This window comes from Pseudomonas sp. zfem005, from assembly GCF_032621735.1.
Lineage (GTDB): Bacteria > Pseudomonadota > Gammaproteobacteria > Pseudomonadales > Pseudomonadaceae > Metapseudomonas > Metapseudomonas solani.
On the sequence record NZ_JAVYJE010000006.1, the window covers coordinates 169,878 to 183,668 of the forward strand.

Here is a 13,791-nt window from a genome sequence, read left to right on the forward strand (position 1 = left end):
ACGAACCGGGCCACGAAACCCACCCGCACTGCCCGATGCCGACATGAACCCGTTCAAGCCCTGCGCCGTCATCCCCGTCTACAACCACGAGCACGCCCTGCCCCTGGTGGTCGACGCCCTGCGCCAGCACGGCCTGCCCTGCGTGCTGGTGGACGACGCCTCCAGCCCCGCCTGCGCCCAGGTGATGGACCAGCTGGCCACCCAGCCCGACGTCCACCTGGTGCGCCTGGCGGTGAACCAGGGCAAGGGCGGCGCCGTCATGGCCGGCCTGCGCGAAGCCGGCCGGCTGGGCTTCTCCCACGCCCTGCAGGTGGACGCCGACGGCCAGCACGACCTCGAAGACGTGCAGCGCTTCCTCGCTGCCGCCCAGGCCCGCCCGGGCGAGCTGATCTGCGGCTACCCGCAGTACGACGAGAGCGTGCCGAAAAGCCGCCTCTACGCCCGCTACCTGACCCACGTCTGGGTGTGGATCAACAGCCTGTCGCTGTCGATCCGCGACGGCATGTGCGGCTTCCGCGTCTACCCCCTGGCGCCGACCCTGGCGCTCACCGAGACCACCCGCCTCGGCAAGCGCATGGATTTCGACCCGGAGGTCCTCGTGCGCCTGGCCTGGCGCAACCAGCCCATGCACTGGCTGCCGACCCGGGTGCACTACCCGCTGGACGGGCTCTCGCACTTCCGCCTGTTCCACGACAACGCGCTGATCTCGAAGATGCACGCCAAGCTGTTCTTCGGCATGCTCCTGCGCGCACCACTGATCCTCTGGCGCAGGTGCCGGCCATGAGCGAAGGGCACTGGGCACGGCAGGACGAGCGCGGCAGCTTCCTGCTGATGAAGTTCACCGCCCTGGCGGTGCGCCACCTGGGCCGGCGCGTGCTCAGCCCGCTGCTCTACGTCATCGTCTTCTACTTCTTCCTCTTCGGCACCAAGGCCCGGCGCAGCGCCCGGCGCTACCAGGCCAACCTCGCCGCCTGGAGCGGCCGCCCGGAGCTGGCGCCCACCCTCGGCTCGGTGTTCGCCCAGTTCATGGCCTTCGCCGACGCCCTGCTGGACAAGCTCGACATCTGGCGCGGCAAGCTGCCCCTGGAGCGCATCGAACTGGTGGACCCGACCGGCCTGCGCCAGCAGTTGCGCGGCGGGCGCGGCCAACTGCTGGTCGGCGCGCATCTGGGCAACCTGGAGGTGTGCCGCGCCCTGGCCGAGCTGGGCGAGAAGGTGCAGATGAACGTGCTGGTGCACACCCGCCACGCCGAACGCTTCAACCGCCTGCTGGGCGAGGCCGGCGCGAGCCACCTGCGGCTGATCCAGGTCAGCGAGCTGGACCCGGCGATCATGCTGCAATTGAGCGAACGCCTGGAGCGCGGTGAATGGCTGGCGATTGCCGGCGACCGCGTGCCGCTGCACGGCGGGCGCACCACCCAGGTCGATTTCCTCGGCCACCCCGCCGCCTTCCCCCAGGGCCCCTGGCTGCTGGCCGGGCTGCTCAAGTGTCCGCTCAACCTGATGACCTGCCTGAAGATCGACGGCCACTACAAGGTCTTCCTCGAACCCTTCGCCGAGCGGGTGCAATGGCGCCGCAGCGAGCGTGACGCGGTGATCGAAGGCTGGGTCCAACGCTATGCCCAGCGCCTCGGCGAGCTGTGCCTGAAGGCCCCCGAGCAATGGTTCAACTTCTACCCGTTCTGGAACGAACATGACGACACATCAGCCTGAACCCGTGGTCTTCGGCGAGCTGCCGCTGTCCATCGAGCAGGTCGTGGCCCTCTCCCAGCGCCGCGCCCCCGCCCTGCTGCAGGGCGACGCCGCCTGGCGCGAGCGCATCGCCAGGGGCGCGCGCTTCCTCGACACCCTGCTGGACAAGGAAGGCGTGATCTACGGCGTCACCACCGGCTACGGCGACTCCTGCGTGGTGGCCGTGCCGCTGGAGCAGGTCGAGGCCCTGCCGCGCCACCTGTTCACCTTCCACGGCTGCGGCCTGGGCAAGGTGCTGGACGAGGCCGCCACCCGCGCGGTGCTGGCGGCGCGCCTGCAGTCGCTGTGCCATGGCGTTTCCGGCGTACGCGTGGAGCTGCTGGAGCGCCTGCAGGCGTTCCTCGAGCACGACGTGCTGCCGGTGATCCCGGAAGAGGGCTCGGTGGGCGCCAGCGGCGACCTCACCCCTCTTTCCTATGTCGCCGCAACCCTCTCCGGCCAGCGCGACGTGTTCTACAAGGGCCAGCGCCGCAGCGCCGCCGAGGTTCACGCCGAACTGGGCTGGCAGCCGCTGGTGCTGCGCCCCAAGGAAGCCCTGGCGCTGATGAACGGCACCGCCGTGATGACCGCCCTGGCCTGCCTGGCCTACGCCCGCGCCGACTACCTGCTGCAACTGGCCACCCGCATCACCGCGCTCAACGTAGTGGCACTGGAAGGCAACCCGGAGCACTTCGACGAGCGCCTGTTCGCCGCCAAGCCGCACCCGGGGCAGATGCAGGTGGCCGCCTGGCTGCGCCAGGACCTGGCTATCGACGCGCCGACGCCGCCGCTGCACCGCCTGCAGGACCGCTACTCGCTGCGCTGCGCGCCCCATGTGCTGGGCGTGCTGGCCGACAGCCTGGGCCTGCTACGGCAGTTCATCGAGACCGAGCTGAACAGCGCCAACGACAACCCGCTGATCGATGCCGAGGCCGAGCGCGTGCTCCACGGCGGGCATTTCTACGGCGGCCACATCGCCTTCGCCATGGACAGCCTGAAGAACCTGGTGGGCAACGTCGCCGACCTGCTCGACCGCCAGCTCGCCCTGCTGGTGGACGTGCGCTACAACCACGGCCTGCCGAGCAACCTCTCCGGCGCGCCGCAGGCCACGGCCATGATCAACCACGGCTTCAAGGCGGTGCAGATCGGCGCCAGCGCCTGGACCGCCGAGGCGCTGAAGAACACCATGCCGGCCAGCGTCTTCTCGCGCTCCACCGAATGCCACAACCAGGACAAGGTCAGCATGGGCACCATCGCCGCCCGCGATGCCCTACGCAGCCTGGAGCTCACCGAACAGGTGGCCGCCGCCACCCTGCTGGCCGCCAACCAGGGCGTCTGGCTGCGCCAGCGCGAGAATCCGCGCGCGCTGCCCGAGCCGCTGACCGCCATGCACCAGCAACTGGCCGGGGACTTCCCGCCGGTGATCGAGGACCGCGCCCTGGAAGGCGAGCTGCGCCTGTGCCTGGAGCGCATCCGCGCCCGCCACTGGAGGCTCTATGCGTAGCGCCGGGGTGATCCAGGCCGAGGTGGAAGTCCTCGTGCCCTTCTTCGACGTCGACATGATGGAAGTGGTCTGGCACGGCCACTACGTCAAGTACCTCGAAGTCGCGCGCTGCGCCCTGCTCGACAAGCTCGGCCACAACTACTCGCAGATGCGTGACGCCGGCTACGCCTGGCCGATCATCGACCTGCAGCTGCGCTACATCCGTGGCGCCCGCTTCGGCCAGACCATCGTCGTGCGCGCCGACCTGGTGGAGTGGGAGAACCGCCTGAAGATCAACTACCTGATCACCGACGCCGCCACCGGCGAGCGCCTGACCCGGGGCAGCAGCGTGCAGGTGGCGGTGGAGATCGCCACCCGCGAGATGCTGCTGGCCTCGCCCAAGGTGTTCGTCGAAGCCGTGGAGCGGGCGCTGCCATGACCGCCCGCCTGCTGCGCGCCTTGCTGCTGGTGCCGGCCCTGCTGGCGGGTTCGCTCGCCCAGGCCTTCGACCTCGACCAGCTCGCCGCGCAACTGGGCAAGCCCGCCGTGGTGCGCGGCCCCTTCGTGCAGGAAAAACACCTGCGCGCCCTGCCCAGACCGCTGACCAGCGAAGGGCATTTCGTGCTCTCCCGCGAGCAGGGACTGCTCTGGCTGCTGGAGAAGCCGCTGCAGCAGGACTACCGCATCGGCGCCGCCGGCATCGCCCGCCGCGTCGACGGCCACTGGCAGAAGCAGCCCGGCCAGGACGTCGCCGCCCAGCAGAGCCGCCTGTTCCTCGCCGTGCTCAAGGGCGACCACCAGGGCCTGGCCCGCGACTTCCAGCTTCAGCTCAGCGGCGACGCCGACCACTGGCAGCTGCAACTGACCCCGAATTCCCTGCTGCTCAAGCAGATCTTCAGCGCCATCCAGATCCAGGGCGGCGCCCTGGTGGAACGCATCGAGCTGCTGGAAACCCAAGGCGACAGCACCGTGTTGCGCCTGCCGGCAAGCCAGCCAGGCGACGCCCTCGATGCCGCGGAGGCACGCGACCTTGCGCCCTGAACGCCTGTTGCCGCGCCTGTTCCTGCTGGGTCTGGTGGCCCTGCTGGCGCTGGCCGCCTGGCAATGGCGCAACGGCCCGCCGGTGGCCGCCGACATGCTCGCCCTGCTGCCCCAGGGCGCCGGTGACGCCTGGGTGCAGCGCGCCGAACAGCGCATGCAGGAACCGCTGAACCGCGAGGTATTGCTGCTGGTGGGCCACACCGACGCCGGGCGCGCCCAGGCCCTGGCCCGGCAGATTGCCGAACGCTGGCAAGGCGAACCGCGCTTCGAGCGCGTGCAGTGGAGCCTGCAGGCCGACCTGCCCGCCCTGCGCCAGCAACTGCAGGACAGCCGCCTGGCGTTGCTGCCCCATGCCGACCGCCAGCTGCTGGAGCAGGCGCCAGAACGCTTCATCGCCCAGCGCGCCGAACGCCTCTTCGACCCCTTCTCCGCCGTCGCCCTGGTGCCTGCCGAGGACGACTGGCTGGGCATCGCCGGCCTCGCGCAGAAGGCCCTGGTGCCCGCCAGCCGGGTGCAGACGGACCTGGCCAGCGGCGCACTGCAGGTGCAGGACGGCGACACCACCTGGGTGCTGCTGCGTGCCCGTACCCAGAACGGCGCCTTCGATATGCAGGCACCACCCTGGCTGGCCGGCGAAGTGGCCGGCGCCCGCCAGCAGATCGAAGCCGCAGGCGGCCACCTGCTGGCGGCCAGCGGCCTGCTCCACGCGGCCGCCGGCCAGGCCAAGGCCGCCCGTGAAATCAGCCTGATCGGCGGGGGCGCCAGCCTCGGCACCCTGCTGCTGATGCTGCTGGTATTCCGCCGCCCGCGCACCCTGCTCAGCCTGCTGCCGGTGGGCCTGGCCCTGGGCGCGGGCTGCACCGCCTGCGTGCTGGTGTTCGGCGAGATCAACGCGCTGACCCTGGTGCTCGGCGCCAGCCTCACCGGCGTCGCCGCCGACTACCCGCTGCACTACCTGAGCAAGAGCTGGACCGGCCAGCCCTGGCGCGCCTGGCAGGCGGTACGCGACACCCTGCCGGGGCTCAGCCTGAGCCTGGGCACCAACCTGATCGGCTACCTGGCCCTGGCCTTCACCCCCTTCCCGGCGCTGACCCAGATCGCGGTGTTCTCCGCCGCCGGCCTGGTCACCGCCTACCTGTGCTCGGTGTGCCTGCTGCCGGCGCTGCTGGGCAACCTGCGCCTGGCGCCGCCGACCGCGCCCCTGCGCCTGGCCGAGCGCCTGCTGGCCTGCCGCGAGCGCCTGCTGGCACGCACCGGCAGCCTGCCCTGGCTGCTGGCCCTGTTGGCCTTCTGCGCCACCGGCCTGTGGCAGGTGCAGCCGCAGAACGACCTGCGCCAGTGGCTCGGCGCCGAGCCGCGCCTGCTCGATGAAGCCCGCGAGATCGCCCGCCTCACCGGCCTGCAACCCACCAGCCAGTTCTTCCTGGTGCGCGGCGACAGCCAGGAGCAGATGCTCCAGCGCCAGGCCGAGCTGGCCGAGCGCCTCGACGCGGCGGTGGCCGACGGCAACCTGCAGGGCTACCGCGCCCTCAGCCAGTTGGTCGCGCCCGAAGCGGAACAGCAAGCACTGCGCAACGCGCTCGCACAGTTACCCCGGCACTGGCAGCCGTTGCTCGACCTGGGCATCCCCGCCGAGGTGCTGGAAAACGAACTCAACCGGCTGCGCAGCCAAGCCCCGCAAACGCTGGATGCAGCCCTGGCCGGCCCCCTGGGCGAGGCCTGGCGCCCGCTCTGGCTCGGCAGTGACGACCAGGGCCGCGCCGCCGGCATCGTCAGCCTGCAAGGGCTGGCCTCCCCGGCGCTGATGGCCGATGCCGCGCGAGGCCTGGACGGTGTGCAACTGATCGACCGCATCGGCGAGCTCAACCAGCTGTTCGCCGCCACCCAGTTCAGCGCCGCCGAGCTCAAGCTGGCTTCCTGCGCGGCCATTCTCGTGCTGCTGTGCATCCCCTTCGGCCTCGGCGGCTCGCTGCGCATCGTCGCCCTGCCACTGCTGGCGGCGCTGGCGTCCCTGGCCTGCCTCGGCTGGCTGGGCCAGCCGCTGACCCTGTTCAGCCTGTTCGGCCTGCTGCTGATCACCGCCATCGGCGTCGACTACGCCATCCTCATGCGCGAAGCGGTGGGCGGCGCGGCGGTGAGCCTGCTGGGCACCCTGCTGTCGGGCATGACCAGCTGGCTGTCCTTCGGCCTGCTGCTGCTCAGCCAGACCCCGGCCATCGCCAACTTCGGCCTGGCCATCAGCCTCGGCCTGTTCTTCTGCTTCCTGCTCGCCCCCTGGGCACAGGCCGCACAAGCCCATGGCAAGGAGGTGCCGGCGTGAGCGTCGTGCTGTTCTGGATCGGCCTGCTGGCGCTGTTCGCCCTGGCCACCTGGGTGGGCCGCAAGCTGGGCCTGATCCCCATCGTCAGCCAGCTGCTGCTGGCCAGTTTCGGCCTGCCGCTGGTGATGCTCTGGCTGGGCGCGCCCGTGGGCCTGGACAACGCCCAGGTGCTCGCCGCGCCCTGGCTGCAGTCACTTTACGGAGTGGCCTTCACCCTGCTGCTGGGGCACATCCTCAGCGATGTGATCGACCTGCGCCTGCAGGCCTCCAGCGTGAAGATCGCCCTGCCGAGCTTCTTCCTGCCGTTCTTCTGCGGCCTGGGCTGTGCCCTCTGGCTGCTGCCGGCCGACGGCCTGCTCTCGGCCATCGCCGTGGGGCTGCTGTTCGCCCTGACGGCGATCCCGGTGCTGTTCCTCTACCTGCGCCACCTGGGCTACGACGAGGCGAGCATCCGTCGCCTGCTGCAGGCGGCGATCCTGATGGACCTGATGTGCTGGAGCATCTTCGGCCTGGCCCAGGGCAGCGCCGAGCCCACCACCCTGCTCTGGCCCCTGCTGGCGGCGCTGCTGCCGCTGGTGCTGTACCTGGCACGGGTGCGTGCGCCGCTGGTCTACAGCCTGGCCTTCTTCGCCCTGCTGCTGACCCTGCAGCAGCTCAAGCTCAACGCCCTGGTGTTCGGCATCGCCTACCTGCTGGTGATGGCGGCGCTGCGCCTGCCCTTCCGCCTGCCGCTGCCGGCCGGCGTGTTCCACGCCGTGCAGGTGTGGCTGGCGGTGCCGCTGATCCTCGCCTTCGGCCTGCTGCAGATCGACTGGCACACGGCCTGGCAGAACTATTCCTGGCTGCAGTTCGGCGCCCTGCTGGTGTTGCCCATCGTCAGCAAGCTGGCGGGCAACTGGCTGGGCCTGTCCTGGGCCGAGGGCCGCCTGGCGGCCAGCCCGGTGAAGTGGCGCGAAACCGTGCTGCTGAACACCCGCGGCCTCACCGAAATCGTTTTTCTCAACCTTCTGTTCCAACAGCACATCATCAGCGCGCAGCTGTACTTCGCGCTGATGCTGATGGGATTGATCGCCACCCTGTTGCCGGCCCTGACGCGCAGAGCGCACGCGCCCGCAGCCCCCGCCCCGGAAAGGAGTCCCCATGAAGCCCATTGAAATCCAGCAGCGTCAGGTCGTGGTCATCGGTGCAGGCCCTTCCGGCGCCATCGCCGCCGCCCTGCTCAAGCGCAAGGGCCACGATGTGCTGATCCTCGAGCGCCAGCGCTTCCCGCGCTTCTCCATCGGCGAGAGCCTGCTGTCCCATTGCCTGGACTTCATCGAGGAGGCGGGGATGCTCGACGCGGTCATGGCCGCCGGCTTCCAGATCAAGCATGGCGCGGCCTTCGCCTGGGGCGAGCGCTACACCGATTTCGACTTCCGCGACAAATTCACCCCGGGCAAGGGCACTGTCTTTCAGGTGCAGCGGGCCAACTTCGACAAGCTGCTGGCCGACCAGGCCGCGCTGCAGGGCGTGGAAATCCGCTACGAGGAAGAGATAGTCGCCGCCGAGTTCGGGGGTGATTGCCCGCTGCTCACCGTGCGCCGCCTCGACGGCAGCGAGTACCAGGTGGAGACCGCCTTCGTCCTCGACGCCAGCGGCTACGGCCGGGTGCTGCCGCGCCTGCTGGACCTGGAAGCGCCCTCCAGCTTCCCGGTGCGCCAGGCGGTGTTCACCCACATCGAGGACCGCATCGACGATGCCGGCTTCGACCGCGAGAAGATCCTCATCAGCATCCACCCCGAGCACCGCGACATCTGGTTCTGGCTGATCCCCTTCAGCAACGGCCGCTGCTCCCTGGGCGTGGTGGGCGAGCCCAGCCACTATGCGGGCCGCCCCGAGGACCTGGACGCCTGCCTCAAGGGCTTCATCGCCGAGACGCCGAACCTGCGCCGCCTGCTGGCCAATGCCGTGTGGGACACCCCGGCCCGCGTCCTGGGCGGTTACTCGGCCAACGTCAAATCGCTGCACGGCCCGGGCTTCGCCCTGCTGGGTAACGCCGCCGAGTTCCTCGACCCGGTGTTCTCCTCCGGCGTGACCATCGCCATGCGTTCGGCGAGCATGGCCGCGGCCGTGCTCGACCGGCAGCTCAACGGCGAGACGCCGGACTGGGAAAGCGAGTTCTCCATCCCGCTGAAGAAGGGCGTGGACACCTTCCGCGCCTATGTCGAAGGCTGGTACCAAGGCAGCTTCCAGGATGTGATCTTCCATGCCGGCGGCTCGCCGGAAATCCGCGGGATGATCTGCTCGATCCTCGCGGGCTACGCCTGGGACGAGCGCAACCCCTTCGTCGCCGAGCCCAAGCGCCGGCTGCGGATGATCAGCGAATTCTGCGCCAGCGAATGAGGGAGCCGACCATGGAACGCGCCGCCGCCACCTACGTCGAGGAGACCCGCTTCGGCTTCTGGTTCCTGCAGAGCCACACCTGGCAGCACCACGTGCTGCGCGTGGCGATCAACGACCTCAAGGGCCTGTTCGCCGAGCCCCTGCCGGAAGCGCCGGTGCTGCTGGACGCCGGCTGTGGCCAGGGCAAGTCCTTCGGCCTGCTGAATGCGGCGTTCGCCCCCGCGCGGATGATCGGCCTCGACGCCGACCCGCACAGCCTCGACTGCTCCCGCGCCGAGGCTGAGCGCCTGGGGCTGGAGGTGCAGCTGGTGAGCAGCGACTGCGCCGAGATCGCCCTGCCGGACGCCAGCGTCGACCTCCTTTTCTGCCACCAGACCTTCCATCATCTGGTGGAGCAGGAACGCGCCCTGGCCGAGTTCTGGCGGGTGCTGAAGCCGGGCGGCTACCTGCTGTTCGCCGAGTCCACCCGCTATTACATCGACACCTGGGTGATCCGCTGGCTGTTCCGCCACCCGATGCACGTGCAGCGCACCGCCGAGGAATACCTGGAGATGCTGCGCGGCCAGGGTTTCGCCTTCGAGCCGCGCAACGTCTCCTACCCCTACCTGTGGTGGAGCCGCTCCGCCGACTTCGGCCTGCTGGAGCGCTGGGGCCTGCGCAACCCGCCGCCGCCCGGCCAGCGCGACGAGACCCTGGTCAACGCCGTGGCACGCAAGCCCCTGGAGAATGACGGCCGATGAGACGCCTGCTGCTCGCCGGCCTGTGCCTGCTGCTCGCCGCCTGCGCGGCGCGTACGCCGGTGCCCGAGCGGCCGCCGAGGCTGGAGCTGCCGCAGTCATTGCAGGTGCAGCGCCAGGCCGATGGCGAGGTGCGTGACTGGCTGCTGGTGGTGCAGGCCGAAGGGCCGGCGCTGCGCTGGTCGCTGTTCGACCCCCTGGGCGTGCCCCTGTCGCGCCAGCTGCTGCAGGACGGCAACTGGCGCAACGACGGCCTGCTGCCGCCCAACGACGAGGCCCGCGAACTCTTCGCCGCGCTGCTCTACGCCCTGGCCCCGGCCGAGGCGCTGCAACCGGCCTACGCGGGCATCGAGCAGCGCATCGCCGAAGATGGCCGCCGTGAGCTGGCCGGCCGCTGGAGCATCGCCTACCGCGCGCCGCAGGACTTCGACCTGCAGCGCCGCGATGGCCCGCATTACCGAATCACCGCCCTCGACGAGGAACCCCGATGACCGCCAATCTCAATGCCCTGGGCCTGGTCTGCGCCTTGGGCCAGGGCAAGCAGGCAGTGGCCGACGCGCTGTTCGCCGGCGACGCCTCGGGCATGCGCCGCCAGGGTGGCTGGGTCGCCGAGCGCGAACTGAGCATCGGCGCCGTGCCCGGCGAATTGCCGGCCATGCCGGCCGGGCTGGAGGACTGCCAGAGCCGCAACAACCAGTTGCTGCTGGCCGCCACCCTGGAGATCGAGCCGCAACTGCGCGCCGCCATCGAGCGCCATGGGCTGGACCGGGTGGGCATCGTCCTCGGCACCAGCACCTCGGGCATCCAGGAAGCCAGCGAAGGCATCGGCGAGCACCTGCGCAGCGGCACCCTGCCGGACGACTACCGCTACCCGCAGCAGGAACTGGCCGCACCAGCGGCCTTCCTCGCCGCCTGGCTGGGCACCCGCGGCCCGGCCTATTGCATCTCCACCGCCTGCACCTCCAGCGCCCGCGCCCTGATGAGCGCACGCCGGCTGCTGGCCCTGGGCGTGTGCGACGCGGTGATCTGCGGCGGCGTGGATTCCCTCTGCGGCCTGACCCTGAATGGTTTCAGCGCGCTGGAGGCGGTTTCCGCAGAGCCCTGCAACCCGCTGTCGCGCAACCGCAACGGCATCAATATCGGCGAGGGCGCGGCGCTGTTCCTGCTGGACCGCGAGCCGGGCCCCATCGCCCTGCTGGGCGCCGGCGCCTGCTCCGACGCGCACCACATCTCGGCCCCCGAACCCAGCGGCATCGGCGCCCAGCGCGCCATGCGCCAGGCCCTGGCCGACGCCGGCACCTGTGCCGAGGGCATCGACTACCTGAACCTGCACGGCACCGCCACTGCGCACAACGACGCCATGGAGAGCCAGGCCACCGCCGCGCTGTTCCCGGCGGGGGTGCCGGTGTCGTCCACCAAGCCGCTGACCGGCCATACCCTGGGCGCCGCCGGCGCGCTGGAGGCGGCCTTCTGCTGGCTGGCCCTGAGCGAACACAACCGCGACCGCCTGCTGCCGCCGCACCTGTGGGACGGCGACGCCGACCCGGAGCTGCCCGCGCTGCAGCTGGTGCGCCACGGCGGCGCGCTGGAGAAAGCCGGCGGCCGCCGGCTGATGAGCAATTCCTTCGCCTTCGGCGGCAGCAACATCAGCCTGATCATCGGAGATGCGCCATGAACGACTGGCCGATTGCCGAGCTGGTCCCCCACGCCGGGGACATGATCCTCATCGACCGCGTGCTGCGCTTCGGCGACGAGGACGTGGAAACCACCGCCACCGTGCGCCCCGGGCTGTTCAGCCAGGACGACGGCAGCCTGCCGGCCTGGGTCGGCGTCGAGCTGATGGCCCAGAGCATCGCCGCCTACGCCGGCTGCCAGGCACGCCAGGCGGGACAACCCGTGGAGCTGGGCTTCCTGCTCGGCACCCGCATCTTTCAATGCGACGTCGACCGCTTCCCGGCCGGCGTCGAGCTGCATATCCGCGCCACCCGGACGCTGCAGGACGACAACGGCATGGGTGTCTTCGAATGCCAGCTGGACGGGCCCGGCATCGCTGCCTTCGCCCGTCTCAATGTCTTCCGCCCGCCGCAGGTGGCCCGTTACCTGGAGGAACCCCAACCATGAGCGAGACCATCCTGGTCACCGGCTCCAGCCGCGGCATCGGCCGCGCCATCGCCCTGCGCCTGGCGCGCGCCGGCTTCGACCTGGTGCTGCACTGCCGCTCGCGCCGCGATGAGGCCGAGGCGGTGAAAGCCGAGATCGAGGCCCTGGGCCGCCATGCCCGGGTGCTGCAGTTCGACGTGTCCGACCGCGCCGCCTGCCGCGAGCAGCTGGAGGGCGATGTCGAAGTCCACGGTGCCTACTACGGTGTGGTGTGCAATGCCGGCCTGACCCGCGACGGCGCCTTCCCGGCACTGACCGAGGAGGACTGGGACAGCGTGCTGCGCACCAACCTGGACGGTTTCTACAATGTGCTGCACCCGCTGTGCATGCCGATGATCCGCCGCCGCAAGCCGGGCCGCATCGTGTGCATCACCTCGGTCTCGGGGCTGATCGGCAACCGTGGCCAGGTCAACTACAGCGCCTCCAAGGCCGGCGTGATCGGCGCCGCCAAGGCCCTGGCCATCGAGCTGGGCAAGCGCCGCATCACCGTCAACTGCGTGGCGCCGGGGCTGATCGACACCGAGATCCTCGACGAGCAGGTACCGGTGGAGGAGATCCTCAAGATGATCCCGGCCCAGCGCATGGGCACGCCGGAGGAAGTGGCCGGCGCCGTGAATTTCCTGATGTCCGAGGAGGCGGGGTACATCACCCGCCAGGTCCTCGCTGTTAATGGTGGGTTGTGCTGATGAAACGCGTCGTCATTACCGGCATGGCCGGCGTCACCTCCCTGGGCAACGACTGGGCCGGCATCTCGGCCAACTTCCTGGGCAACCGCAGCGGCATCCGCCGCATGGACGAGTGGGACCGCTTCACCGAGCTGAACACCCGCCTGGCCGGCCCCATCGACGACTTCGCCACCCCCTCGCACTGGACCCGCAAGCAGATGCGTAGCATGGGCCGCGTTTCCAAGCTGGCGGTCTACGCGGCGGAGCGAGCGCTGGCCGATGCCGGGCTGAGAGGCGATGCGATGATCCAGGATGGGCGCATGGGCGTGGCCTGCGGCTCGTCCACCGGCAGCACCGACGAGATCAAGGCCTTCGGCAACATGTTGCTGAACTCGGTGGCGGACGGCCTCAACGCCAACTCCTACGTGCGCATGATGCCGCACACGGCGGCGGCCAATATCAGCATCTTCTTCGGCCTCAAGGGCCGCCTGATCCCCACCTCCAGCGCCTGCACCAGCGGCAGCCAGGGCATCGGCTATGCCTATGAGGCGATCAAGTTCGGCCGCCTGCCGATGATGCTCGCCGGTGGCGCCGAGGAGCTCTGCCCCACCGAGGCGATGGTGTTTGACGCGCTTTACGCCACCAGCCTGAAGAACGACGCCCCGCACACCTCGCCGCGCCCCTACGACAGCGGCCGCGACGGCCTGGTGATCGGCGAAGGGGCCGGCATCCTGGTGCTTGAAGAACTGGAGCACGCCCTGGCCCGTGGCGCGAAGATCCACGCCGAGATCGTCGGCTTCGGCTGCAACTCCGACGGCCAGCACACCACCAAGCCGGAGCAGGCGACCATGCGCGGCGCCATGGAGCTGGCCTTGCAGGACGCCGGCCTGGCGCCCGAGGCCATCGGCTACGTCAACGGCCACGGCACAGCCACCGAGCAGGGCGACGTGGCGGAATCCCTGGCCACCAGCAGCCTGTTCGGCGCGCGCATGCCCATCAGCTCGCAGAAGAGCTTCCTCGGCCACACCCTGGGCGCCTGCGGCGCGCTGGAGTCCTGGTTCAGCATCGAGATGATGAACAGCGACCAGTACATCCACACCCTCAACCTGGATGCCGTGGACCCGGCCTGCGGCGAGCTCGACTACCTGCGCGGCGAGCCCCGGCAGATGAGCAACGAGTACGTGATGAACAACAACTTCGCCTTCGGTGGGGTCAACACCTCGTTGATCTTCCGTCGCTGGCGCTGAACAGAAAACAACCGATATCCCAACA

The 13,791-nt window shown here is 70.1% G+C and carries 14 protein-coding genes; all 14 read left to right on the forward strand.

The window, feature by feature from the left end; all coding sequences use genetic code 11:
* Window positions 1-43 precede the first annotated feature (43 nt).
* The 14 genes from RTW82_RS15205 to RTW82_RS15270 are packed head-to-tail and all read left to right on the forward strand — an operon-like array spanning window position 44 to window position 13,766.
* Window positions 44-784 (forward strand): glycosyltransferase family 2 protein, encoded by a 741-nt coding sequence (locus tag RTW82_RS15205; protein WP_316925595.1) that lies wholly within the window; start codon window positions 44-46, stop codon window positions 782-784.
* Entirely contained in the window at window positions 781-1,713 is a 933-nt protein-coding gene (locus tag RTW82_RS15210) for a glycosyl transferase (protein WP_316925596.1), read from the forward strand. The genes RTW82_RS15205 and RTW82_RS15210 overlap by 4 nt, the downstream gene beginning before the upstream one ends.
* Window positions 1,694-3,235: an aromatic amino acid ammonia-lyase gene (locus tag RTW82_RS15215; protein WP_316925597.1), complete on the forward strand. Its 1,542-nt coding sequence runs from the start codon at window positions 1,694-1,696 to the stop codon at window positions 3,233-3,235. Before RTW82_RS15210 ends, RTW82_RS15215 begins: the two co-directional genes overlap by 20 nt.
* Window positions 3,228-3,653: an acyl-CoA thioesterase gene (locus RTW82_RS15220; RefSeq protein WP_316925598.1), complete on the forward strand. Its 426-nt coding sequence runs from the start codon at window positions 3,228-3,230 to the stop codon at window positions 3,651-3,653. The genes RTW82_RS15215 and RTW82_RS15220 overlap by 8 nt, the downstream gene beginning before the upstream one ends.
* Window positions 3,650-4,255, forward strand: coding sequence for an outer membrane lipoprotein carrier protein LolA (locus RTW82_RS15225; protein ID WP_316925599.1), 606 nt, complete (start codon window positions 3,650-3,652; stop codon window positions 4,253-4,255). Before RTW82_RS15220 ends, RTW82_RS15225 begins: the two co-directional genes overlap by 4 nt.
* On the forward strand, window positions 4,224-6,575 hold the full coding sequence (locus tag RTW82_RS15230; protein WP_316925600.1) for an MMPL family transporter: 2,352 nt from the start codon (window positions 4,224-4,226) through the stop codon (window positions 6,573-6,575). The genes RTW82_RS15225 and RTW82_RS15230 overlap by 32 nt, the downstream gene beginning before the upstream one ends.
* Window positions 6,572-7,729 carry a sodium:proton antiporter gene (locus tag RTW82_RS15235; protein ID WP_316925601.1) on the forward strand — a complete coding sequence of 386 codons (1,158 nt, stop codon included), beginning with the start codon at window positions 6,572-6,574 and terminating at the stop codon, window positions 7,727-7,729. Before RTW82_RS15230 ends, RTW82_RS15235 begins: the two co-directional genes overlap by 4 nt.
* Window positions 7,716-8,957: an NAD(P)/FAD-dependent oxidoreductase gene (locus tag RTW82_RS15240; protein WP_316925602.1), complete on the forward strand. Its 1,242-nt coding sequence runs from the start codon at window positions 7,716-7,718 to the stop codon at window positions 8,955-8,957. The genes RTW82_RS15235 and RTW82_RS15240 overlap by 14 nt, the downstream gene beginning before the upstream one ends.
* Window positions 8,958-8,968: 11 nt before the next feature.
* The gene (locus tag RTW82_RS15245) at window positions 8,969-9,697 is read left to right on the forward strand and encodes a class I SAM-dependent methyltransferase (protein WP_184490611.1); all 729 of its coding nucleotides are present in this window, start codon (window positions 8,969-8,971) and stop codon (window positions 9,695-9,697) included.
* Entirely contained in the window at window positions 9,694-10,185 is a 492-nt protein-coding gene (locus tag RTW82_RS15250; RefSeq protein WP_316925603.1) for a DUF3261 domain-containing protein, read from the forward strand. The genes RTW82_RS15245 and RTW82_RS15250 overlap by 4 nt, the downstream gene beginning before the upstream one ends.
* Window positions 10,182-11,369 carry a beta-ketoacyl-[acyl-carrier-protein] synthase family protein gene (locus RTW82_RS15255; RefSeq protein WP_316925604.1) on the forward strand — a complete coding sequence of 396 codons (1,188 nt, stop codon included), beginning with the start codon at window positions 10,182-10,184 and terminating at the stop codon, window positions 11,367-11,369. The genes RTW82_RS15250 and RTW82_RS15255 overlap by 4 nt, the downstream gene beginning before the upstream one ends.
* Entirely contained in the window at window positions 11,366-11,815 is a 450-nt protein-coding gene (locus RTW82_RS15260; RefSeq protein WP_316925605.1) for a hotdog family protein, read from the forward strand. Before RTW82_RS15255 ends, RTW82_RS15260 begins: the two co-directional genes overlap by 4 nt.
* Entirely contained in the window at window positions 11,812-12,540 is a 729-nt protein-coding gene (fabG, locus tag RTW82_RS15265) for a 3-oxoacyl-ACP reductase FabG (RefSeq protein WP_021221330.1), read from the forward strand. The genes RTW82_RS15260 and fabG overlap by 4 nt, the downstream gene beginning before the upstream one ends.
* Entirely contained in the window at window positions 12,540-13,766 is a 1,227-nt protein-coding gene (locus tag RTW82_RS15270) for a beta-ketoacyl-ACP synthase (protein ID WP_316925606.1), read from the forward strand. The genes fabG and RTW82_RS15270 overlap by 1 nt, the downstream gene beginning before the upstream one ends.
* The last annotated feature ends 25 nt before the right edge of the window (window positions 13,767-13,791 follow it).

Excerpts from the sequence above, each read along its gene's own strand:
- RTW82_RS15205 (WP_316925595.1), top strand. The coding sequence starts at position 44 with ATGAACCCGTTCAAGCCCTGCGCCGTCATCCCCGTCTACAACCACGAG.
- RTW82_RS15210 (WP_316925596.1), top strand. The coding sequence starts at position 781 with ATGAGCGAAGGGCACTGGGCACGGCAGGACGAGCGCGGCAGCTTCCTG.
- RTW82_RS15215 (WP_316925597.1), top strand. The coding sequence starts at position 1,694 with ATGACGACACATCAGCCTGAACCCGTGGTCTTCGGCGAGCTGCCGCTG.
- RTW82_RS15220 (WP_316925598.1), top strand. The coding sequence starts at position 3,228 with ATGCGTAGCGCCGGGGTGATCCAGGCCGAGGTGGAAGTCCTCGTGCCC.
- RTW82_RS15225 (WP_316925599.1), top strand. The coding sequence starts at position 3,650 with ATGACCGCCCGCCTGCTGCGCGCCTTGCTGCTGGTGCCGGCCCTGCTG.
- RTW82_RS15230 (WP_316925600.1), top strand. The coding sequence starts at position 4,224 with ATGCCGCGGAGGCACGCGACCTTGCGCCCTGAACGCCTGTTGCCGCGC.
- RTW82_RS15240 (WP_316925602.1), top strand. The coding sequence starts at position 7,716 with ATGAAGCCCATTGAAATCCAGCAGCGTCAGGTCGTGGTCATCGGTGCA.
- RTW82_RS15245 (WP_184490611.1), top strand. The coding sequence starts at position 8,969 with ATGGAACGCGCCGCCGCCACCTACGTCGAGGAGACCCGCTTCGGCTTC.
- RTW82_RS15250 (WP_316925603.1), top strand. The coding sequence starts at position 9,694 with ATGAGACGCCTGCTGCTCGCCGGCCTGTGCCTGCTGCTCGCCGCCTGC.
- RTW82_RS15255 (WP_316925604.1), top strand. The coding sequence starts at position 10,182 with ATGACCGCCAATCTCAATGCCCTGGGCCTGGTCTGCGCCTTGGGCCAG.
- RTW82_RS15260 (WP_316925605.1), top strand. The coding sequence starts at position 11,366 with ATGAACGACTGGCCGATTGCCGAGCTGGTCCCCCACGCCGGGGACATG.
- fabG (WP_021221330.1), top strand. The coding sequence starts at position 11,812 with ATGAGCGAGACCATCCTGGTCACCGGCTCCAGCCGCGGCATCGGCCGC.
- RTW82_RS15270 (WP_316925606.1), top strand. The coding sequence starts at position 12,540 with ATGAAACGCGTCGTCATTACCGGCATGGCCGGCGTCACCTCCCTGGGC.